The organism is Butyrivibrio sp. AE3004 (assembly GCF_000703165.1).
Lineage (GTDB): Bacteria > Bacillota > Clostridia > Lachnospirales > Lachnospiraceae > Butyrivibrio.
Map to the genome: position 1 here is coordinate 587,999 of NZ_JNLQ01000002.1, position 20,570 is coordinate 608,568.

Below are 20,570 nucleotides of genomic sequence, written 5' to 3' on the forward strand. Positions count from 1 at the left end.
AGTCTTTTTTGAGGGGAAAAAAATAAAGAGGGAGAATTAAAATGGGGAAAAATCTTCAAAGGCTGTTGCTTTGTGTAATGGCTATCTTTTGTCTGCATGTTCTTGGCAAATCAATCACGGTTAAAGCGTACAACAGTACTATCTATCAAATTGATGCTACGCAGGATTCAGTAACGATCGACTGGTCAGATGCTGTAAATGATTTAAGAAGGGAGTATAAGGAAGAAGGTTGTAATAATCTGTATTTTAAAACCTTCCAGCTTGGATATTGTGAAATGCCATGCACTGCCGATGATGCCATGAAAAATGCCATAAATGTTGATCCGGCTCTTTGGATAAATGGAAGGCTGTTAATAAGCAAAAGAAGAACAAGGCATGGATTCTTTGCGATAGCAGCAAAATATCAGCTTCTGACTTAAAGAAAAAAGCTCAGAAAGTTCAGTTTAAGATTGAGAATTCAAAGGGCAAGATAAAAGCTGTTGATGTTTCATCAGGAAAATGTAAGCACAATTCTTCAATAAAAATCAAGGGAAGAATTGTTACAGTAAAGCTAAAGAAGGGTGCTCCTAAGGGCACATATAAATTCAGGATTACTGTCGGAGGAAAAGGAAAGATAAAGAAGACCACCGAGACAGTAAAAATAAAAGTAAAATAAGTTCAAACAAGAATTTTGAAAAAAGGGATGCACTTTAGTAAATTGCTAAAGTGACATCCCTTTATTCTATAGATTTCCGAACGCATTGTAATGTTTTGCGTTCAAGAAGTCATGCCTTGCTAAAAATTTATTTTTTACGACTTCTTCCACTTGAATGTGGCGTTTTTACCGCCGCACTTCTTGATTCTCTTTACGAGAGTCTTATAGGCTGACTTGCTGGAAGTCTTTATTGTGAATTTTGCATTTTTCGAAATGCCGCTAAAGGCACCGCTTTCTATGGTCTTAAGGTTGTTGCCGTTAATGGTAATTTTTTCAAGCTTTTTGCATCCGGAGAATGCCTTTGATCTGATTGTTGTAACGGTTGCAGGGATTGTGAGCTTCTTAAGCTTTGAGCGGCCCTTAAGTGCTTTTGCACCTATCTCGGTTACAGTGTAGGTGATACCGTTTTCATCGGATACAGTTGAAGGGATGCTTAGTGATGTAGCCTTCTTATTTCCATTTCCGGTATAGGAAACATTATTATCGCTTCCTGAAATAACCTTGAAGGTGTTGGCTGATTTATCGGTTCCTGTGGTTATGTCAGCGCCGGCTGCCTTGGAAACGGTAACAGAGCATGTAGCAGCTATAGAACTGTTTTCGTTTGATGTAGCTTTTATGACAGCTGTACCTGAGCCGATTGCGGTTACTGTTCCGTTTGCTACTGTGGCAACAGCTTCGTTTGATGATGTCCATATAATGGTCTTGTCATCTGCGTTTTCAGGCGTGATAGTAGGTGTCAGGATTGCTGCTTCGCCAACCTTCAGCGAAAGGGCATTCTTATCGAGCGTAAGTCCTGCTACGGGGATAATTACTGTAACCTTACAGGTAGCGGTTATTGAATTATCGTAGTGTGAAGTAGCAGTAATTGTGGCTGTTCCGGTTTTTACTGCGGTGATAGTGCCATTTGCTACAGTAGCAACGGCTTCATCTGACGAAGACCATGTAACAGTTTTGTCATCTGCATCCGCAGGAATGATTGTTGATGTTAAGGGTGCCGTTTCTCCAACTCTTAATGAAAGATTTGTCTTATCAAGCGTTAAGCCTGTAACAGGCTGATAAACGGTTATCTGTATGGGCGCTATTACTTTATTATCTGATCCTGCGACAGCAGTTATTGTTGCAGTACCTGAATGTATTCCTGTTATCACGCCGCCGTCAACATCAGCGACGGAGGAGTCGGAAGTCAGCCACTTTACATATTTGTTTGTAGCATCGGAAGGAGTAAGAGTGGCTGTAGCTGTAACTGATTCACCAACCTTTAATGTTTTTGATGTAATATCTGTAGTAATTTTGGTAGCCTTAACTGATGAATACGGATAGTGCTCCTTCATGTATTCATAGTTGTAGGTTGTTCCTGTTGCTTCGGGAGAATCCATCAGCTCGCCAATATATGGTGATTTACGGAGGTGACTATACTTGTCTCCCAGATTTTCAATCTTAGAGGTTGTTATATTGAAGAATTCATGACGGGCTTCCTCTGTAGCATTAGGGTCATCGCTATCATCCCAGGTAAGATCAACTTCATACCAGTCAGAGCCGAGCTTTACTCTGTTCCAGGCATGTCCGCCTCCGCCTGCCATGCCGGACATAACAAGGGAATCAATATTTTTTTTCTTAAGTAAATATGAAAGGGCTGAGGAGTAACCATCGCATACAGCAAGCCCCTCCACAAGGGCAGCATATGCGGTGTGGCAAAGAAGCCCGTCTTTAGCTCCGGCGTCATCGTAGGTAATATTATCGATAAGTGCATCATGGATCAGCAATTCCGTCTCCGCATCGGATGTTCCGTTTTTGATACTTGCAAGGAATCTGTTAGCTGCATTTTCCAGCTTTGCATTCAGGGTATCCGGGTTTGCGGCATAATTTGTGACTCCGTAGGCCTGGAAATAGTATTTACCATTTGCGGAAATAGGAGTTATACCTCCTTCAATATCACAGATTATGGGTTCAACTTTGTCGATGTAATCAGCATAGGATGCTTCCCATATATGCTGATATTCAACATCCCAATTATCGTCATTATCAATTATTTTCATAAGAGCGTTGTAAGAAGCTGCAGAAACTTCTACAACAGAAGTGTACTTTTCTTTGGCAACCTTTTCTGTTGTGCCGTTTGGAGCTGCATTGAAGATTGTCTTTACATAAAGCTTGTATAGATCCTTCTCAAAATCACTAAGAAGATTTGCATATTCACCCAGCTTGTAGGCAGGACTTGCAAGGAGCTGCTTTTGCAGCTTTTTCGCTTCTTTACCCTCTAAGATAATGGGCTCATTTATTTTTGGTACAGTAGCCTGAGCTATGTCTCCTGTTGGATGTCTGCGCGCGGCTTTTACAGCAATCGCATAATTTCCGGGGATAAAGGTTATACCGGTCATTAGTAATGTCAGTACCAGATATAAGGATAAAAATTTCAGTAACCTGGTGTTTCCTTTTTTCTCTTTTCTTTTCTTCATAATACATTTCCCTCACACATAAGAAACTTGGTTAGTGTTTCATCCGACTATAATTAACTTAAGACCCGCAAAATGAATAATCAATTAACTCACCGTAAAAAATTCATAATTTATTTCAAAATGTGATATGCTTTTATGAAAAGAAATTTCAAAGGAGATACATGTATATGACAATAGATGCATATTTAAATCCTGATTTTACCTGGATTCAAAAGCTTTTATTTTTTGCTGTGGGATTACTGGGAGTCCTTGTCTGCAATTTTGTTTTGCTGGGAGGAGCGGAGGTTTCTGTATCCTTTTTGCCAAGGAGTGAGAGAAAATATGCAGTTCCTGAAAAGTTTCATAAATACACTCAGCTTTTTTATGAGATGATTATTTCAGGCACTTCGGTTATGTCTTTTGCCTGTTCTTATGTTGTGTTTAATCATGTTTTTGTGTTGATGCAGGATGGAGCAGGTCACTTAGGACCGATATCAGGATTGTTCTATCGTGCCTGGAGTGATGGGAAAGATTTTGTTTTGCTTCTTTTAATATGCTTATCCTGCGTGCTTAATACACTTCTTGATAAACTTGTCATTCCTCTTGGTCGTATTTCCAAGGATGAAAAGGCATCTATCAGGATGCTCGGAATGTTCTACGTTATCATTATCCTGCTCTATCTGAATGTTATCGGAGACGAGAGTGAGTACAGCCCTGTTATGATGTATTACCTTGGACTTATGGTTGGTAGATTTGTCTACTTTGATGCCTCATTTATGGATTTTCTTGTAGCGATAAAAAATGCTTTTTTAAGGATGCCGCTTCTTTTATTATGCATGATTCTCTGCGGCGGAATGTGCTTCTTCGGGTTTGGAATGGGATTTTTGCTTGAAAGGAATTACTACATAGTCGGGGCATTTTATACGCATATTTTCCTTCTGGCGGGAGTGTTTGTTATTCATCATAGCAGGATTATGAAGCTGATCGTTAAGGAAGAAAAAACGGAGTATGATAATCCCGAAGAAGATGATTGAATATATAAATACTTAGGTTGATGTTTGGGGGAATAAATGGAAAAAGAAAAAGAAAAAGAGTCTATTTTTTTAAACGAATATCTGATGCTCGCAGCCTGTCTGTTTGCTGTTATAACCAGCATTATTACAGCTATTCTTATCCGTTCACAGGATGATAAATTTGCAATGTTTGAAGTTATGTTAAAGCTCGTTACGATAGTCTGTATGTACCTGGCATACAAGAAGTACAGCTGGGATGTTGCAAAAGGAATGATGGGCGGAGTATTGTTTTGTCTGATGTATCAGGAAGCCTACATGGTCCTTGGGCAGCTCTGGGGGGAAGAGGATTTTGATACATATCTGGTCATCGGCGTTCAGGGCAGTATTTATCTGGCAGCAGCCGGAATGTCTTTTCTTATGACAATCATCATCACGATCAATCATTTTATAATAAATTATGCCAAAAACGGCAATCCCGGAAATGTTGTTTTAAACCGCATCGCCATAATCTATAAACTTGTGGTATACGTTATTCTGATAATAGCAAACAGTAATCTGGATTTTGCAAAATCGATACTTTGGGAAAACGGACTAAGGTATCTGACGGATATTGCCATACTTCTTCTTATTGTCAGTATCGAATCCCAGCTTGATTCCTTTAAGGTTCTTAGACAGGAACTGCTGAAACAGAAGAGAGAGGGGAGGAAAAACAGATGAGTATTAAAAAACGTTTGTCTGGCATGTGGCTTATGTCCATGGCACTTCTTTCCTTTGGAGCATATACGACCTTCTTTGTTGCGCAGATGTCAGCACCCTATATTGTTTACTGGACGCTTCCTGTTTTTCAGAGTATAGCGCTCATAACCTATTTGTGGGGCCCTGAAAAGCTAAAGTTTAAGCCCTTTAAGCTTGTTTATCATCTGTGCTATATGACCTCGTTTCTTGTACTTCCGGCATTTATTTTTATTTTCATGGGACTGATATCCCAGTATCATGTTGATATTCCTGAGAGCATAGATGCGAGAAACATGGCAGTGGAGGAAATCCTGCCGGGAGATGAGACTACTGTTTATAAGACGGATAAGGTTTATGTGTTTTTCCCGGAATATAAAACCGTTGAGATGGAGTGCGGAAAACGTCCCTCAAAAAATGATGAGTCAATAACCTGGTGCTGCGGAGGGGCTTTTCAGCATGCAGTGGAGCTGACTTTTTCCCAGGATAACATCGAAGGCGATCACGCATCCCACGGAGAATTTTTTGACAGTCCTTATGACAGGGATGCAGACGGAGCTTTCTATTTTGCGGACGGCAAATTCGGATACGAGTTCAAGGATAAGACGGAGGCAATTAAGAAGGCAGCAGAGGCAGGCGGTGACGGCTTCATGCAGCTTGCAATGATCGATAATAAAAAGGCGGTAATGGATTTTGACAGACCGAGAGCCAGATGCTATAGAACTCTTGCTGAACTGAACGGAAATCTATGTGTAATAGATTCGGTCAAGATGACGCATTTTGATGAGTTCATGGCTGAGCTTAAAAGGCTTGGAGTCACCAATGCGGTGTATATGGACATGGGTGCGGGCTGGAACTATTCCTGGTACAGAAAGGCTACCGGCAAAGTAAGGACACTTTTCGGACTTCCTGTGCCCTGGTCACATAACTGGGTGGTATTCAGAAAGTAAATTTGAATATCCAAACCATGCAAATACTGTAAAAAACACATTTTATCTGATATAATTTGCTTTGATGCGTAATTATATGAAACATCGATAGATATCAAGGAGTTCAAAAATGGCACATAAATTCAGCTTTTATAATACTCTTTCAAGAACAATTGAAGAGTTTAAACCAAACGAAGAGGGTAAGGTTTCCATGTATACCTGTGGACCTACTGTTTATCACTTCGCACATATAGGAAATATCAGAACCTACATCATGCAGGATGCTCTTATCAAGGCACTTGAATACTGTGGCTACGATGTTAAGCGTGTTATGAATATCACTGATGTGGGACACCTTTCATCAGATGCTGATACAGGCGAAGATAAGATGCTTGCAGGTGCTAAGCGTGAGCACAAGACAGTAATGGAGATTGCGGATTTTTATACAAAGGCATTCTTTAAGGATTTTGATGCTGTCGGCAACAAGCGCCCAGATATCACTGAGCCTGCAACCAATTGCATACCTGAGTTTATTCATATGGTAGAGACTCTTCTGGAAAAGGGCTTTGCATATGTTGCAGGAGGTAACGTGTATTTCGATACCAGCAAGCTTGATGACTACTATGTTTTTTCATCCGCTATAGAAAAAGAGCAGCTCGCAGTTGGTGTTCGTGATGATGTGGAAGAGGATACAGCCAAGAAAAACAAGACGGATTTTGTTCTCTGGTTTACGAAGTCAAAATTTGAAGATCAGGCGCTTAAGTGGGACAGCCCATGGGGAGTCGGATATCCCGGCTGGCACATTGAGTGCTCATGCATTTCCATGAAGCATCTTGGGGAATATATAGACATCCACTGCGGCGGTGTTGATAATATTTTCCCGCACCACACAAACGAGATCGCACAGTCTGAGAGTTATCTGGGTCACAGATGGTGCAAATACTGGTTCCATTCAAATCACTTAAATGACAGAGCCGGTAAAATGTCCAAATCCAAGGGTGCTGTTCTCACAGTATCCGTGCTTCAGGAGAAGGGCTATGATCCGCTTGTTTACAGATTCTTCTGCCTGCAGTCACATTACAGAAAGCCGCTTGAATTTTCATTTGAAGTACTTGATAACACAGTGACTGCTTACAATAACCTGGTTAAGAAGGTTGAAGCACTTATCGGCTCAGATGAGGCTATTAAGGCAGCAGCTGAGAAGTATAAGAGCGAGAATGCTGGTGCAGGTATTACTGACAGAAATGCAGAGAGCTTTGCAAGGTTCCTTGAGGCAGTTAACAGTAGTGCTGATATCGATGAGAATGTTAAAAAGGAATTTGAGGAGAAATTTGCAGATGCTATTTCAAACGACCTCAATACTTCAATGGCAGTGACTCTTCTTTACGATATACTTAAGGCAGATACGAACGCAGCTACAAAGCTTGCTGTTGTGGACAGCTTTGATAAGGTGCTGTCACTTGATTTAATAGGGCATGCGCTGGCAGATGATTCTGCTGATGTAGATCCCGAGCTTGAGGCATATATTAAGGATGCTATTGAGCGCAGGGCTGCTGCAAAGAAGGCAAAGGATTTTGCTACAGCAGATGCGATCAGAGATGAACTTCTTGCAAAGGGAGTGGAGATAAAGGATACACGCGAAGGCGTTAAGTGGACATTGGTATAATTATTCTTGGGGCTGCCCCCTGTGTCATTTTGACACAGGGGGCAGTGTTTTATTGTCCTATTTTTCAATTGTATACTAGAGCCTTCCCTCCCCTCTGGATACCCCCCCTATACTAATGCTGGGTAAACCCTATACTAAAGCCTTCCCCCCTTCAAGGGGGAAGGTGTCAGCTTTAGCTGACGGATGAGGGTGTTATCGAAAATATTCCATCAACACAAAAATATGATATATATGTTTATGTAATATTTAAGGGTTGATGAAATGATTTTGATGTGATAATATCATAAAATAGTTTAGAAATATCTAAAATACACATTGAGAGATTCGGATAATGGATACCAGAGTTTGCAGACATTGTCTTCTGAGGGATATTGAAGGCGAAGAGAAGAAAATGATTCAAAAGTACAAAGATGCCATTGAACCTGAGGACAGGGTATCTGATGCTGTCTACGAGGACAGGCTGTCTGTCTGCACAAAATGTGACAAGCTTAGCAGCGGAACCTGCGGGGCGTGCGGGTGTTACGTAGAGCTCAGGGCACTTGGTATAAACGCTCATTGTCCCAAAAAGAAGTGGTAAGAAAAACTTTTAATAATAACAGAGGAGGAGTACACATTGGCAAAGCTTATTATCAACAATGAAAACAAGAAATCCAAAATAGCACCGGAAATTTACGGACATTTTTCAGAGCATCTCGGAAGATGTATTTACGAGGGACTTTATGTAGGCGAGAACTCTGATATTCCCAATGTTAACGGTATGAGAAGCGACGTTGTGGAGGCACTTAAGGAAATGAAGATTCCGGTCCTTCGCTGGCCCGGCGGATGCTTTGCGGATGAATATCATTGGATGGATGGTATTGGTCCAAAGGAGAAGAGAAAGAAGATGATCAACACCCACTGGGGCGGAGTAATCGAGGACAACAGCTTTGGTACACACGAATTTTTTGAACTTACAAAGCAGCTTGGATGTAAGACTTATGTAAATGCTAACCTCGGCTCAGGCACAGTAAGAGAGATGAGCGAATGGGTTGAATATATGACCTTCAACGGTGTTTCACCTATGGCTGATCTTAGAAAAGAGAACGGACATGAGGAGCCCTGGACAGTAGATTATCTTGGTGTTGGCAATGAAAACTGGGGCTGCGGCGGAAATATGAGACCCACCCACTATGCCGACGAGTACAGAAGATATCAGACTTATGTAAGAAATTATGATGGTTCTAAGCCTATTAAGAAGATTTGCTGTGGACCAAATGTTGATGATTACAACTGGACACAAAAAGTGCTTGAGACCTGTTTTGACCATACACCTTCACAGTTCCATGGCTTTATGGACGGGCTTTCACTCCATTACTATACACTTCCCGAGACAGAGAATGATTGGAACTTCAAGGGCTCTGCAACAGATTTTACTGAGGAAGTATTCTATCAGACACTTAAGAGAAGTGCATTTATGGAAGAGCTTATAAACAAGCATGGAGCAATAATGGATCAGTATGATCCTGCTAAGAGCATTGGCCTTATGGTTGATGAATGGGGTATTTGGACTGATGTTGAGCCCGGAACAAATCCCGGTTTCCTGTATCAGCAGAATACTATGCGTGATGCTCTTGTTGCCGGTATGAACCTTAATATTTTCAATAAGCATTCAGACCGTGTGAAGATGGCATGTATCGCTCAGATGGTTAACGTACTTCAGTCCGTAATCCTTACTGAGGGTGAGAAGATGATAAAGACACCTACCTACTATGTATTCAAGATGTTCAGATATCATCAGAATGCAACTCTCCTTGACAGTGTTCTTGTTAACAACAGTACAGTAGGTCAGGATAAGAATGAGCTTCCTAAGATTTTCGAATCTGTATCTGAGGATGAAAATGGTAATGTGACAATAACTCTTACAAACAACTCACTTGAGGCAGCAGAGGATGTTGAGATTGCCTTCACAAAGGATGGACCTTCCTATACTGTATCAGAGGCAGCTGTGGTAACAGGTAAGATGGCGGATCACAATACCTTTGAGAACGGTGATGTGGTGAAAGAGGAATCATTCAAGGACTACAGTAAGACTGAAAGTGGTATAACAGTAAAGATTCCTGCATGCTCTGTACTTATGCTACGTTTAAATAAATAATCGGGATAATCAATAATGATCTCCCTATAAAAATGCACATAATAAACAGCCTATTTTTGTGAATTTTAGTTTCACAAAATAGGCTGTTTTGCATATTTTTATTTTAAAAGATATGTTAAGTTAACAGTGAGTAGCGTTTTGGTTTTTATATTCTTATGGAGGGAAAAAGATGAATAGGAGAGTAGTGCAGATTACACGTAAACTGTTGTCAATGATGCTTGCTTTAGCAATGGTAATTCTTTTGGCTGATCCTGTATGTGTTTCAGCCAAGATCAAAACACTAAATTTAAAGCACGCAGATATATCAGACCCGTATGTATCCTATATCAACACAGTAGCTACAACAATTCCGAAAACCGGAACATATAAGGTTTCCTTGAAAAAAAATGGTGGTGTATATTATGGCTATCTTAAGTTTGTTGCGCCTAAAACAAAAACCTACACCATTACGCTAAGCGATCTTAAATGCAAAGGCAATGAGCAGGTATATGGAGGTGTTCAGACAGAGATGGAAGTAGGTGATGGTACAGATAGTATTAAGCATGTTGAAATTCAGACAAAAGGTGGCACAAATACAGTACTTCAGCTTGCTCATAAGAAGCAAGGTTCCAATCTTATACCAAAAAGAACAGGGAAAATTACTCTTACGGAAGGACAGACATTATACCTGTGCTATGTTTTTATCGTAAAAACAAAGGGCAAAAAGCTGACTTCAAAGCTTACCATAAAATGATTTTATTATTAGAATTGTTTGAAGGAGAATAAGGATATGAAAAATAGATTAGTTTATTTAATCGGTGCGTGTGTAGCGCTTATGGCTTTGTGTGCGTGCGGTGAGAAAAACAGTAGTGAAAATGACTTTGTTAATGTTGCAAGTGTAGCCGCTAAATCAGAAGATAAGATATTAAGCAAAGCTAATACAACAACCGAAAATTCAGAAAAGAATGATGATGCATCCTACAAGGAAGTTTATTCCAAGCTGATTGATGAATTGTCTTCCGAAAAAAAGGCAGATATGTTTGCACTTATAAATGTGGATGAGGATAGTGTTCCCGAGCTTGCAGCGGTAGATTCTGAAGGTTCGTGGGATGAAGATCAGGTATTTTTATATACCACGGACGGAAAGGACGCAATTCTTCTTGCAAGTGATATCGGTCCCGGAATGGAGGGACATGCTGTTTCTTATTTTGAGAAGAAAAACGTTATTGTTCAGACCGGTGCACCAATGGGTGACAGATATGTTTTATACAAAATTGTAGACTCAAAACCGGTTCAGTTTTTAGCTGCCGAACAATTTGAAATGATTGATGAAGAGGACAATGAGGTTGTGCATAGCATAGTTGATGACAAAGAGGTATCTGAGGAGGAATACCTTAAGATGCTTAAGGCAGCTTTTCCTGAAGAAGAGATGATTATGCTTTCTGCTGCCCAAGATGCACCTGATATGGTCAGATATAAGGTTAGCCTGGATAATGGTTATCTGGATCTTACCGAAACAGAGAAAATTCCATATAGTTCTTATGATGAAATAATGGAATTATTGAAGTGATCATAATTGCTTATAAATGAAAGGCACATAGTCTTTGGTATTACCCTAGACTATGTGCCTTTTTGCTGCTTGTTTATTTGACTTTTATTTTTACTGTTTCGGTTGTTTTTTTGATCTTTCCTTTAGCACCGACAGTTACTTTGAATTTGTAAGTACCTTTTTTGCTGCCTTTTTTGAACTTGATAGTTACTTTGCGGCCCTTTATTTTTACAGTAGCATTCTTCAAAAGACCTTTTTTGGAAATGTCCTTAACAGAAATCTTACCCTTTGAATTATTTATGGTAAGTGTAACTGTTTGTGTTTTTTTCTTAAGCGTTGAGGCGGCAATTGTATCCTTATCCTGAGATATCCAGGCTTTGCCGGGAACCTTTTTGTTCACGGCAATTTCGGTTTCAGCATTTGAGCCTTTGTCACCGGGCCAGCTGTTTACAGGTATGCCTGAAGCTGATGAAGTGCCGGAACCATTTGATGAGTCTTGGCTGTTATTCTTATTAGTTGTAGAATCCTGTGACTTATCGGAAGGGGCGGGATTCATGGACGGATCTGTCTTACCGGTATCACTTGATCCCGAAGGTTTATCCTTTGTGGTTCCGGAAGGTTTTGGCTCTGATCCGTAATAGGAAACACCTGTCTTTTGTGCTTTATAGTAATTCATTCCGCTCTCATCATAGCAGAAGGTCTGGCGAGACAGACTTATGGAGTCACCATAGTTGTAGCAGATTGGATTAAAGGCAACGATAAAAATATATTTTTTATCAGGATTAAGGCCATACAGTCTGAAATTCCGATAGGAATTTTCAACTGAAAGAGCATCATAGCCTGAAGTTCCTTCTGCCATTTTTATTGCTTTATTGTAGCTTGCAACAAGGTCAGGCTGGCTGCAACTTTCCGGAAGCTCAGCATAGCCTATTGTGAAAAGATTTTCATAATCATTTGAGTAATAGCCGTTTTGTGGATTGAAATCTTTTAACGCATCCTGATTATAAAAGTTTTCCAGAGCGCTGCTCCAGTCAAGAATTGCTATGCTTCCGTTTCTTAGCACATTCATATCAAACATGTATGCACCCTGAAGCTCTGAAGTGATCTTTGAGTATGTGCTTTGCTTCTTGCCTTCTGTTCCGTCTGAGGTCTTTGTATCTCTGAGATAGGCATAAACAAGATCTTTTGATTTGTCGGTATCCGAATACCCGCATTTCATCACTATACCATAGCTGCAATCCTTTTTAAGATTATTGAAGGTGTAGCTTGTATCACCACTCTTTACTTTTATCGGTGATGAGTCAATCCTTTTAACAGCCTCTCTGAGATTGGGGCCGTAGTTATAGGAATACCCGTATTGTCTTTTGTCAGATTCCGGGTTATATTGCTTATTCTCAACAAGCATAAGCTCAATAGTGCTTTCATCTTTTGCAGGAGTGATTTTTTTTGTTGTGCTTTTCTGAGTTCCCCAGTCTATTGTTATTGAGTCTGTTGTAGAATCAGCCTTAATATAAAGCTCAGAATTCGTGTACTGCCCGTTAACAAAGTATTTACCCTGCATGGTTTTGTCTATTGTTGATGTGTCGGCAGGTACAAATTGCGCAGCCTTTTGGAAGGTAGCGGAGTCATCAATGCCTTCAGGTTTAATTCCTGTTGCTATGAAGTACCTGAATTTATATTTTGTTTTTTGGCCATCATGATATTGTATATTGGCACCTATTACAGCGGTGTAGGAGTGGTCCGAAGATAGACCTCGGAACATGTAATTGGCCTGCGATTTGTTTAGCTTAAGCTCTTTTTTACCAATCATATCCTTTGCTTTTTGCAGAGCAGCATCCTTGCCGTCAGCCTCATCAGCATAGCCAAGGTAACATGATATGTTCAGGCTTGAATAATCCTTATAGTCATTTTTTATTTCCTTTAAGAGATTCCTGTAATCCACTGTAGCTGTGGTTCCGCTGACACCAAGAACAGGCATGGTGGATGTTTTTGAAGCAGGACAAAATCTTACTCCCGTCAAATAGCTGGAGCTTCTCCATCCGCCTGATGAACTTGAGGTGATAGAGTAGCCGACATAGACGTTATAGGATTTCTCGGGATCGAGCCCCGTAAATGTATACCTCCTTGTTGAACCGCTTATTTGAGGTGGGCCACCGGGACCTGAGACAGGATGGGATGTATTATCCTCTGAATCATAGATACTTACCTGGAAGTATTCAAAATAGCTGTTTTTCCATTCCTTGTTTTTCTGTTGCAGTAAATAATTTGCAGCACTTGACCAGTCTACAGTGATACTTGTTTCGGTTGAATCAATGCAATAGATGGTTCTTTCGTTATTGGCTGCTTTTGCTGTTTTAGGAATAAACAGGCAAGACAAACTAAAGACAGCTATTATACAAAATAATAGCCTAAAGCGAGATTTAAATTTTTTCTTCATTATAGAGTTCCCCTTTTCCCCTTATAAAACTTTTTCCCCTCGAAATAAAATTATATGAGAATTTAACGGTAAAGTAAACCTGATATACAGTCAAAAAAACCGGGTATATGTGTTTAATCTCAATCTGTCATGCCCTTTTGGCAATCGGATTTAAGCTAAACTTATATACCCGGGAAGTAGTGGTTTTATGACATTTTTTTATATAAATGGTTGCCCAGCATCTGGATAAGCTGTACAAAAGCAATCAGAATGATTGAGCAAACGATGAGGTAGTCTGTTTTGTACTGCTGATATCCGTAACGTATTGCGATGTCACCGATACCGCCGCCGCCGACCGTTCCAGCCATTGCGGAGTAGCCTATAAGTGAGATTATAAGAAGGACTATACCGTTTAGCATTCTCGGAATTGATTCCTTTACATAGACTCTGAGGAGAATCTGGAAATTGGAAGCGCCAAATGACCTTGCGGCTTCGATTACTCCGGGGTTGGTCTCACGAAGAGCTGATTCAAAAACTCTTGCAATGAAAGGAATTGCGGAAATGGTCAGAGGAACAATTGAAGCAGTTGTTCCGATTGATTTTCCGACAACCATTCTTGTAAACGGAATCAGGATAACCAGCAAAATGATAAAAGGAAAGCTTCTGAATACGTTCACTATAAAACTAAGTATCTCATAAACAAGTTTGTTTGGCTTTAATCCGTCAGGTGCAGTAAGTGTAAGGATTATCGCAGGGATAAAACCAAGTACCACAGAAAAGATTGTGGACCAGAAAACCATATACAGGGTCTGGTTAAAAGCTTTTAATATGATATCTGTCATTACTTAATAACCTCCCATGTTACATCTTTTTTATCAAGAAAAGCGCAAACCCTGTCTAAATCTTTTTCATTTATATTAAGAACAAGGCTGCCGTAAACATCCTCTCTGAAGTCTTCAAGCTTGGCCCAGCAGATATTGAAATCCGCCTGAAGTTCCCTGGACATCATGGTGACGATGGGACGCTGATTGCCCTCACCGTAGAAGAATAGCTTGATATTAAGGCCGGTTTTGGGAAGCTTATCACTTTCTTCTCTAAGGAAATCTCTGATTTCCTTTTCCTTAGGCCATACGAAAAGCTTCTCGGGCTGACCTACGGAGAGTACCTGTCCATTGCTCAAAAAAGCAACCTTTTTGCAGATCTGCTTAACAACCTCCATCTGGTGAGTGACGATGATTATGGTTATGCCCATTTCCTTATTGATCTTCTGAAGAAGAGCAAGGATTCCTTTTGTGATCTCGGGATCGAGGGCACTTGTTGCTTCGTCACAGAGTAGGATTTCGGGATCTAGGACCAGAGCTCTTGCTATGGCAACACGCTGTTTCTGACCGCCGGAAAGTTCTCTTGGCTTTGCATGGACTTTTTCCTCAAGGCCTACAAGCTTTATGAGTTTAAGAATTTTCTCCTTGGCTTCGGGAGTGTTTGTTTTCATGCCCCAGAATTTCATTGGAAGCGCTACGTTCTGATATACATCGAGTCTCTCAAGAAGGTTGAAGCTCTGGAAGATCATTCCCATTTTCTTCTGCATAAGACGAAGAGCTTTCTTATCCTTAATATTGACTTCCTGATCATCAACTGTAATATATCCCGAATCATAGGATTCAAGTCCGTTGATGCAGCGCAGAAGAGTAGATTTTCCGGCACCGCTCTGGCCGATTATACCGAAAATTTCATGGTTTTCGATTTCCATGGAAACACCTTTAAGTACATCCGTATTCTTAAAGGATTTTGTTACGTTATCAATTTTTATCATATGAAAAAATGTCCTTATTTTTTTATATTCAGATTCAGAATTATTACATGAATTCCGAAAACCGTGTATTTAGCATACTTACACATTTTACAATAAATACGTTCTTTTATCCACAGTAAAATAGCCTGTTTCCATACGGGAATGTGAAGCATGACAAGGTAAGTGGTGAGTTTTGGATAAAAAAAGTCCCCCGGAAATCCGGAGGACTTTGCAAGCGTTTTTAGTAATTACTGTGCGTCTGTGAAAGAAGGGATAACAGCACCTTTGTAGGTGTCTTCGATGTAAGCCTTAACTTCGTCAGACTGGAGAGCATTTACGAGAGCCTTGATCTTGTCAGAAGACTCTGAGCCTTCCTTTACTACAAGGAAGTTTGTTCTCTTAAGAGTTGTCTCATCATCGAACTCCTCGATATCAAGTGCAGGATGTGTATTAGGAAGATCTGCTTCAAGAGCATAGTTACCATTGATTGTTGCTGCATCAAGATCAGGGAGTGAAAGAGGAAGTGAAGCAGCCTCAAGAGGTGTGATCACATAACCGTGAGGGTTAGCTTCTGTATCCTTTGAAAGAGAATCCTCTGTGTAGTTAGCGTCTGTGCCATAGTCACCCTTTGATGTGAGAAGTCCCTTCTGAACAAGAAGGTCAATTCCACGCTCAGCGTTGTCGGGATCGTTCGGGATACCGATTGAAGCACCGTCCGGAATTTCATCAAGTGATGTATACTTCTCAGAGTAGATGCCCATGGGCTCAATGTGAACACCTGCTACGGCTGTGAGATGAAGACCTGCATCAGAGTTCTGCTGGTTCATGTAACCAAGTGTCTGGAAGTAATTAGCGTCAAGCTCGCCCTCTTCAAGTGAAGTATTGGGAAGAACGTAATCGTTGAAAACAACGGTCTCAAGTTCCCAACCGTCTTTTGCAAGAACTTCCTTAACGATGTTATCAAGAATTTCTGCGTGAGGTACGGGTGTTGCACCTACTGTAATTTTGTTGTCTCCGTCAGCGGGAGCAGTAACTGCATCTGTAGCTTCTTCAGTGCTTTCAGCTTCGGTAGCCTCTTCAGTGCTTTCTGCTGTTTCAGCACTGTCAGTTGCTTCTTCACTAGTCTCAGCTGTTTCTGATGAAGCTTCGGTAGCTGTTTCTGTTCCTGTTGAACCGCAGCCTGTAAGTGCACTAAATGTCAATGCAGTTGATAATACAATACTTGTTAATAACTTTCTTCTCATAATTATTTCCTCCTCCAAGATAGCCTTTTTCGTTCGGCTTCTTTATGTGAGTATGATATACCACTTTTCTTTTTTAGGCAAATAAAAACAACGGTTTTTCGCATAAGAAAAACTTATAGGAAGCGTATTAAGCAGTATTTATGCTGTTTTCATGACGTACAAAAGGCTCTCATAAGAGAGCCTTTTGCAGCAATAGAAAGGAGATAATCACAGGGTTCTCTCGTAGCGATCACCCTTGTTGACGAATCCTGTTTTCTTAAGATAAGCTTTATGGTTTTCATCTGTTCCTCTGTAGACCAGCTTATCTATGTCTTCATGGATAAGGTTGCCCATGAGGAATTCTCCGATTGAGAAGTCACGATATTCGGGGATGGAGTAGTCCAGCTTGATATCAAGAACGTGATCTTTGAGATTTCCAAGCATGATACCGACAGGCTTGCCACTGTGGCAAACGACAAAAGCTGAATTGGAAGTACTAAAATCCATCGATATTCCGGGAAAATATTTGGCTATGTCATCTTTATACAGGTCGATAATGTATTTGGTGAGTCCGTCATCACCGGAAACCTTGACCAGATCGTAATCATTGTCAGTTTGGATACGCATCATTTTTACCAGATAGTAAACATTTATCGCAACCAGAGCTATATTCATTATGACGGTGGGATATGCATGTATCAGAAATCCATATACTACGCAGAAAAGGCTTCCCAAAGTGTTTACAATACGAAGCTTGAAAACGGATACCATCATAAAAGAAATCAGAACCAGAGCGGAACCGATGTAACCGATGATCTCAAAAATATTGGCTGTTGTCATTACAAATTATTCCGAAAAACGGATGCTCCTTTCTTATTTTGGTGTAATTAGTTATGTATAAATACATTTTAACATAAAAAAACAAATTGCGTATTATAGGATAGTATCAATTATCTGCAGGATTGCATCCGCGATTTTATCTGCCACAAAAATCTTATAGTCGTGCCTTGTGGGCATAGGTTCTGTAATCTTAAAACTAAGGGGTTCTATATTATTATCTGTTACTATGGCAGCATATATTTCACCAGGAATGCTGTCTGAATTTGCCGGATCAATGTTACCCATGGTGCCTGTTACGCCTATGCCTATATCTGCGGTGTAGGTTTTTTTACAGGAAAGTGCCATATGAGATGCCGTCTCGATAGAATAGACACCATGCTTTTCTATTATATCTGAAGGAACACCCTGAAGTATTTTGGCTTCGTTACTATAGGTTATAAATGCACCCTTTAAGATAGCAGAGGAACCTTCGGTATCGGTTAAAAGGTTCGCTATCATGCCGGCTGTGCAGCTTTCCATAGTGGTTATTGTTAGCTTCTTTTTTATAAGAAGCTTTGTAATGGATTCATATTTTTTTATGGTTTTCTCTTCGTTATTCATTGATTTTCCCTATTTGCAAAAGGACAACGTTTCCTGTTTTGTTTAAATAATATCATTAATATTAAGATTTGCACAAAATAGTTTAGTGTGATAAAGTGTTAAAGGATAAAAATATAATATCCGTTTTGATAAAAATTGTGATTTACGAAAAGATTTATAACAACAAAAATTCGAGGAGGAAAAATTTATGAAAAAAAAGATTATGGCAGGTATTCTTGCAGCGATGATGACAGTTTCGATGACAGCGTGCGGACAGAGGGCAGCTGAGAATGCAGAAACAACAGCTCCTGAAGAAGCTGCTGAGACAACAGAGGCAGCAGATGATAACGCAGAGGAAGCTTCATCAGAAGAAGCTGCAGCAGATTCAGATGTTGAATACATTAAGAATAAGGGGAAGCTCATTGTTGGTATTACTGATTTTGCTCCCATGGATTACAAGGATGATAACGGTGAGTGGATTGGATACGATGCCGATCTTGCAAAGAAGGTAGCTGAATCACTTGGTGTTGAGGCTGAGTTTGTTGAAATTGACTGGGATAACAAGATTCTTGAGCTTGATAATAAGTCAATCGATGTTGTCTGGAACGGTATGACACTTACCAATGAAGTTACTAATTCAATGGAGTGCACAAAGCCTTATCTTAATAACGCACAGGTTGTTGTTGTATCTGCAGATCAGGCAGATTCTGTTAAGACTGAAGAAGATGCAGCAGGACTTAGCTATGCCGTTGAAGCAGGCTCTGCAGGTGAGCAGGTTGCAACAGAGAAGGGATTTGATTTCATATCAGTTACTTCACAGGCAGATGCGCTTATGGAGGTTCAGGCAGGAACATCAGGTGCATGCATTATCGATCTTCTTATGGCAGGAGCAATGATCGGTGAAGGTACAAGCTATCCCGATCTTACACACACAGTTGAACTCACAACAGAGGAATATGGCATTGGCTGCAGAAAGGGTTCAGATCTTGCAGCATATATCAATGACCAGCTTAAGGCTATGTACGATGACGGAAGTCTTCTTGAGATTGCCGGCACATATGGTGTTCAGGATGCTGTAATTGACCAGAAATAAGACTAAACTTACTGAATTAGATTAAGGAATTCACATTTATGTTTTTAACAGTAACTATTTCCCTGCTTGAAGGGTTTCTTGGAACGCTTAAACTTTTTATACTGACACTTTTGTTTTCATTGCCATTGGGACTTCTCATAAGTATTGGCTCCATGACAAGGACAAAACTGGTGCGTATTCCTATCAGATTCGTGATCTGGGTAGTGCGCGGTACACCGCTTATGCTGCAGCTCCTTATAATATATTACGGACCCGGGATTTTCCTTGGCCTTAATATATGGGGCTCCGGCGGAAACGGAAGATTTCTTGCTGCGCTCGTTGCCTTTGTGTTCAACTATGCCTGCTATTTTTCTGAAATATTCAGAGGCGGAATTCAGTCCATACCTGTCGGACAGTATGAAGCGGGTAAGGTTCTCGGACTTACAAGGCAGCAGATTTTCTTTAAGGTTATATTGCTTCAGGTTATTAAGCGTATTGTTCCTCCGATTTCAAACGAAGTAATTACTCTTGTAAAGGATACTTCTCTTGCCAGAGTAATTGCGGTTTACGAGATTATCTGGAATGGACAGGCGTTTATAAAGAGTAGCGGAATTATCTGGCCTTTGTTCTATACGGGTGCGTTTTACCTTCTGTTTAGCGGATTATTGACGCTTCTGTTTGGTTACATTGAGAAAAAACTGAGCTACTTCAGATAACATTTGACGATAAGGGTAGGAACTATGCCGATTTTAGAAGTTAATAATATAAAAAAGAAATTTGAAAATACTGAAATTCTTAAGGGAATATCCTTCAGCATGGAAGAGGGGCAGACTGTTTCGATAATAGGCTCATCGGGAAGCGGCAAGACCACATTTTTAAGGTGTCTGAATTTCCTTGAGAGACCGGATGAAGGAACGATTACTGTTCGGGGAGAGAAGCTTTTTGATGCATCACTTCCGCCGGAAAAACCGGATCAGCTGCGTGAGAAAAGACTACATTTCGGAATGGTTTTCCAGCAGTTTAATCTGTTTCCGCAGTATACTGCTCTTGAGAATGTAACTCTTGCACCAAAGCTCCTTCACACAGATAAAACTGATCTGGAGATCCATACGATGGGGATGGAGCTTCTTGATCAGATGGGACTTGCGGACAGAACGGATAATTATCCGCATCAGCTCTCCGGAGGACAGCAGCAGAGAGTTGCAATCGCCAGGGCACTTGCTCTTAAGCCGGATATCCTCTGCTTTGACGAGCCGACTTCAGCACTTGATCCAGAGCTTACGGGCGAGGTTCTTAAGGTAATAAAGGATCTTGCGGATAAGAAGACGACAATGATAATTGTTACCCATGAGATGGCGTTTGCAAGAGATGTTGCTGATGAAGTCATCTTTATGGACTCCGGAGTAATTCTTGAGAAGGGTCCTGCCGAGCAGGTTATAAATAATCCTCGAGAGGAGCGTACAAAGAAGTTTCTTTCAAATTTGAATTCCTGAATTTCTTCGGATATTCAAGAAGCCACT

20 protein-coding genes are annotated in these 20,570 nt (G+C 40.4%); 13 read left to right on the plus strand and 7 right to left on the minus strand.

The annotated features are described in order from the left end of the window. The first annotated feature begins 41 nt into the window (after positions 1-41). A complete protein-coding gene (locus BV60_RS20955; RefSeq protein WP_035777099.1) occupies positions 42-419 on the plus strand; it encodes a hypothetical protein in 378 nt (125 codons plus the stop codon). Further along, complete coding sequence (locus BV60_RS0105760; protein WP_029320163.1) at positions 332-655, plus strand: hypothetical protein; 324 nt, start codon at positions 332-334, stop codon at positions 653-655. Before BV60_RS20955 ends, BV60_RS0105760 begins: the two co-directional genes overlap by 88 nt. Positions 656-789: 134 nt before the next feature. Here the strand turns inward: BV60_RS0105760 and BV60_RS21730 are convergent, their stop codons facing one another. Next, positions 790-3,147, minus strand: coding sequence for an Ig-like domain-containing protein (locus BV60_RS21730; RefSeq protein ID WP_051656538.1), 2,358 nt, complete (start codon positions 3,145-3,147; stop codon positions 790-792). A gap of 167 nt (positions 3,148-3,314) precedes the next feature. On the opposite strand from BV60_RS21730, the gene BV60_RS21735 reads away from it, so the two are divergent. The 8 genes from BV60_RS21735 to BV60_RS0105805 all read left to right on the plus strand — a co-directional run bounded on the left by BV60_RS21735 (position 3,315) and on the right by BV60_RS0105805 (position 11,149). After that, positions 3,315-4,160 (plus strand): hypothetical protein, encoded by an 846-nt coding sequence (locus BV60_RS21735; RefSeq protein ID WP_051656539.1) that lies wholly within the window; start codon positions 3,315-3,317, stop codon positions 4,158-4,160. Between the two features lie 36 nt (positions 4,161-4,196). Further along, positions 4,197-4,856 (plus strand): hypothetical protein, encoded by a 660-nt coding sequence (locus BV60_RS0105775; RefSeq protein ID WP_029320168.1) that lies wholly within the window; start codon positions 4,197-4,199, stop codon positions 4,854-4,856. Then, positions 4,853-5,821 carry a hypothetical protein gene (locus BV60_RS0105780; protein ID WP_029320169.1) on the plus strand — a complete coding sequence of 323 codons (969 nt, stop codon included), beginning with the start codon at positions 4,853-4,855 and terminating at the stop codon, positions 5,819-5,821. Before BV60_RS0105775 ends, BV60_RS0105780 begins: the two co-directional genes overlap by 4 nt. Before the next feature lie 109 nt (positions 5,822-5,930). Beyond that, on the plus strand, positions 5,931-7,466 hold the full coding sequence (cysS, locus tag BV60_RS0105785) for a cysteine--tRNA ligase (protein ID WP_029320171.1): 1,536 nt from the start codon (positions 5,931-5,933) through the stop codon (positions 7,464-7,466). 331 nt (positions 7,467-7,797) lie between these two features. Continuing rightward, the gene (locus BV60_RS0105790; RefSeq protein ID WP_029320172.1) at positions 7,798-8,043 is read left to right on the plus strand and encodes a DUF6171 family protein; all 246 of its coding nucleotides are present in this window, start codon (positions 7,798-7,800) and stop codon (positions 8,041-8,043) included. A gap of 36 nt (positions 8,044-8,079) precedes the next feature. After that, the gene (locus BV60_RS0105795) at positions 8,080-9,600 is read left to right on the plus strand and encodes an alpha-N-arabinofuranosidase (protein ID WP_029320173.1); all 1,521 of its coding nucleotides are present in this window, start codon (positions 8,080-8,082) and stop codon (positions 9,598-9,600) included. 169 nt (positions 9,601-9,769) lie between these two features. Next, positions 9,770-10,333 (plus strand): hypothetical protein, encoded by a 564-nt coding sequence (locus BV60_RS0105800; RefSeq protein WP_029320174.1) that lies wholly within the window; start codon positions 9,770-9,772, stop codon positions 10,331-10,333. A 36-nt stretch (positions 10,334-10,369) separates the two neighbouring features. After that, a complete protein-coding gene (locus tag BV60_RS0105805; protein WP_029320176.1) occupies positions 10,370-11,149 on the plus strand; it encodes a hypothetical protein in 780 nt (259 codons plus the stop codon). A 73-nt stretch (positions 11,150-11,222) separates the two neighbouring features. Here the strand turns inward: BV60_RS0105805 and BV60_RS0105810 are convergent, their stop codons facing one another. From BV60_RS0105810 to BV60_RS0105835, 6 genes are all read right to left on the minus strand, one after another. Then, the gene (locus tag BV60_RS0105810) at positions 11,223-13,565 is read right to left on the minus strand and encodes a fibronectin type III domain-containing protein (protein ID WP_029320178.1); all 2,343 of its coding nucleotides are present in this window, start codon (positions 13,563-13,565) and stop codon (positions 11,223-11,225) included. A gap of 185 nt (positions 13,566-13,750) precedes the next feature. Further along, on the minus strand, positions 13,751-14,386 hold the full coding sequence (locus BV60_RS0105815; RefSeq protein ID WP_029320179.1) for a methionine ABC transporter permease: 636 nt from the start codon (positions 14,384-14,386) through the stop codon (positions 13,751-13,753). Continuing rightward, a complete protein-coding gene (locus tag BV60_RS0105820) occupies positions 14,386-15,357 on the minus strand; it encodes a methionine ABC transporter ATP-binding protein (protein ID WP_029320180.1) in 972 nt (323 codons plus the stop codon). Before BV60_RS0105820 ends, BV60_RS0105815 begins: the two co-directional genes overlap by 1 nt. Before the next feature lie 227 nt (positions 15,358-15,584). Beyond that, positions 15,585-16,580, minus strand: a complete 996-nt coding sequence (locus tag BV60_RS0105825) for a MetQ/NlpA family ABC transporter substrate-binding protein (RefSeq protein WP_029320181.1) — start codon at positions 16,578-16,580, stop codon at positions 15,585-15,587. 207 nt (positions 16,581-16,787) lie between these two features. Continuing rightward, complete coding sequence (locus BV60_RS0105830; protein WP_029320183.1) at positions 16,788-17,399, minus strand: hypothetical protein; 612 nt, start codon at positions 17,397-17,399, stop codon at positions 16,788-16,790. Between the two features lie 93 nt (positions 17,400-17,492). Then, entirely contained in the window at positions 17,493-17,999 is a 507-nt protein-coding gene (locus BV60_RS0105835) for a CinA family protein (RefSeq protein WP_029320184.1), read from the minus strand. A gap of 187 nt (positions 18,000-18,186) precedes the next feature. Between BV60_RS0105835 and BV60_RS0105840 the strand changes: the two genes are divergently transcribed. From BV60_RS0105840 to BV60_RS0105850, 3 genes are read left to right on the plus strand one after another with little or no spacing between them, the layout of a single operon-like run. After that, positions 18,187-19,071 carry a transporter substrate-binding domain-containing protein gene (locus tag BV60_RS0105840; protein ID WP_029320186.1) on the plus strand — a complete coding sequence of 295 codons (885 nt, stop codon included), beginning with the start codon at positions 18,187-18,189 and terminating at the stop codon, positions 19,069-19,071. A gap of 38 nt (positions 19,072-19,109) precedes the next feature. Then, on the plus strand, positions 19,110-19,766 hold the full coding sequence (locus BV60_RS0105845) for an amino acid ABC transporter permease (RefSeq protein WP_029320188.1): 657 nt from the start codon (positions 19,110-19,112) through the stop codon (positions 19,764-19,766). 24 nt (positions 19,767-19,790) lie between these two features. Next, positions 19,791-20,543 (plus strand): amino acid ABC transporter ATP-binding protein, encoded by a 753-nt coding sequence (locus tag BV60_RS0105850; protein ID WP_029320190.1) that lies wholly within the window; start codon positions 19,791-19,793, stop codon positions 20,541-20,543. The last annotated feature ends 27 nt before the right edge of the window (positions 20,544-20,570 follow it).

Excerpts from the sequence above, each read along its gene's own strand:
- BV60_RS20955 (WP_035777099.1), top strand. The coding sequence starts at position 42 with ATGGGGAAAAATCTTCAAAGGCTGTTGCTTTGTGTAATGGCTATCTTT.
- BV60_RS21730 (WP_051656538.1), bottom strand. The coding sequence starts at position 3,147 with ATGAAGAAAAGAAAAGAGAAAAAAGGAAACACCAGGTTACTGAAATTT.
- BV60_RS21735 (WP_051656539.1), top strand. The coding sequence starts at position 3,315 with ATGACAATAGATGCATATTTAAATCCTGATTTTACCTGGATTCAAAAG.
- BV60_RS0105775 (WP_029320168.1), top strand. The coding sequence starts at position 4,197 with ATGGAAAAAGAAAAAGAAAAAGAGTCTATTTTTTTAAACGAATATCTG.
- BV60_RS0105780 (WP_029320169.1), top strand. The coding sequence starts at position 4,853 with ATGAGTATTAAAAAACGTTTGTCTGGCATGTGGCTTATGTCCATGGCA.
- cysS (WP_029320171.1), top strand. The coding sequence starts at position 5,931 with ATGGCACATAAATTCAGCTTTTATAATACTCTTTCAAGAACAATTGAA.
- BV60_RS0105790 (WP_029320172.1), top strand. The coding sequence starts at position 7,798 with ATGGATACCAGAGTTTGCAGACATTGTCTTCTGAGGGATATTGAAGGC.
- BV60_RS0105800 (WP_029320174.1), top strand. The coding sequence starts at position 9,770 with ATGAATAGGAGAGTAGTGCAGATTACACGTAAACTGTTGTCAATGATG.
- BV60_RS0105805 (WP_029320176.1), top strand. The coding sequence starts at position 10,370 with ATGAAAAATAGATTAGTTTATTTAATCGGTGCGTGTGTAGCGCTTATG.
- BV60_RS0105810 (WP_029320178.1), bottom strand. The coding sequence starts at position 13,565 with ATGAAGAAAAAATTTAAATCTCGCTTTAGGCTATTATTTTGTATAATA.
- BV60_RS0105815 (WP_029320179.1), bottom strand. The coding sequence starts at position 14,386 with ATGACAGATATCATATTAAAAGCTTTTAACCAGACCCTGTATATGGTT.
- BV60_RS0105820 (WP_029320180.1), bottom strand. The coding sequence starts at position 15,357 with ATGATAAAAATTGATAACGTAACAAAATCCTTTAAGAATACGGATGTA.
- BV60_RS0105825 (WP_029320181.1), bottom strand. The coding sequence starts at position 16,580 with ATGAGAAGAAAGTTATTAACAAGTATTGTATTATCAACTGCATTGACA.
- BV60_RS0105830 (WP_029320183.1), bottom strand. The coding sequence starts at position 17,399 with ATGACAACAGCCAATATTTTTGAGATCATCGGTTACATCGGTTCCGCT.
- BV60_RS0105835 (WP_029320184.1), bottom strand. The coding sequence starts at position 17,999 with ATGAATAACGAAGAGAAAACCATAAAAAAATATGAATCCATTACAAAG.
- BV60_RS0105840 (WP_029320186.1), top strand. The coding sequence starts at position 18,187 with ATGAAAAAAAAGATTATGGCAGGTATTCTTGCAGCGATGATGACAGTT.
- BV60_RS0105845 (WP_029320188.1), top strand. The coding sequence starts at position 19,110 with ATGTTTTTAACAGTAACTATTTCCCTGCTTGAAGGGTTTCTTGGAACG.
- BV60_RS0105850 (WP_029320190.1), top strand. The coding sequence starts at position 19,791 with ATGCCGATTTTAGAAGTTAATAATATAAAAAAGAAATTTGAAAATACT.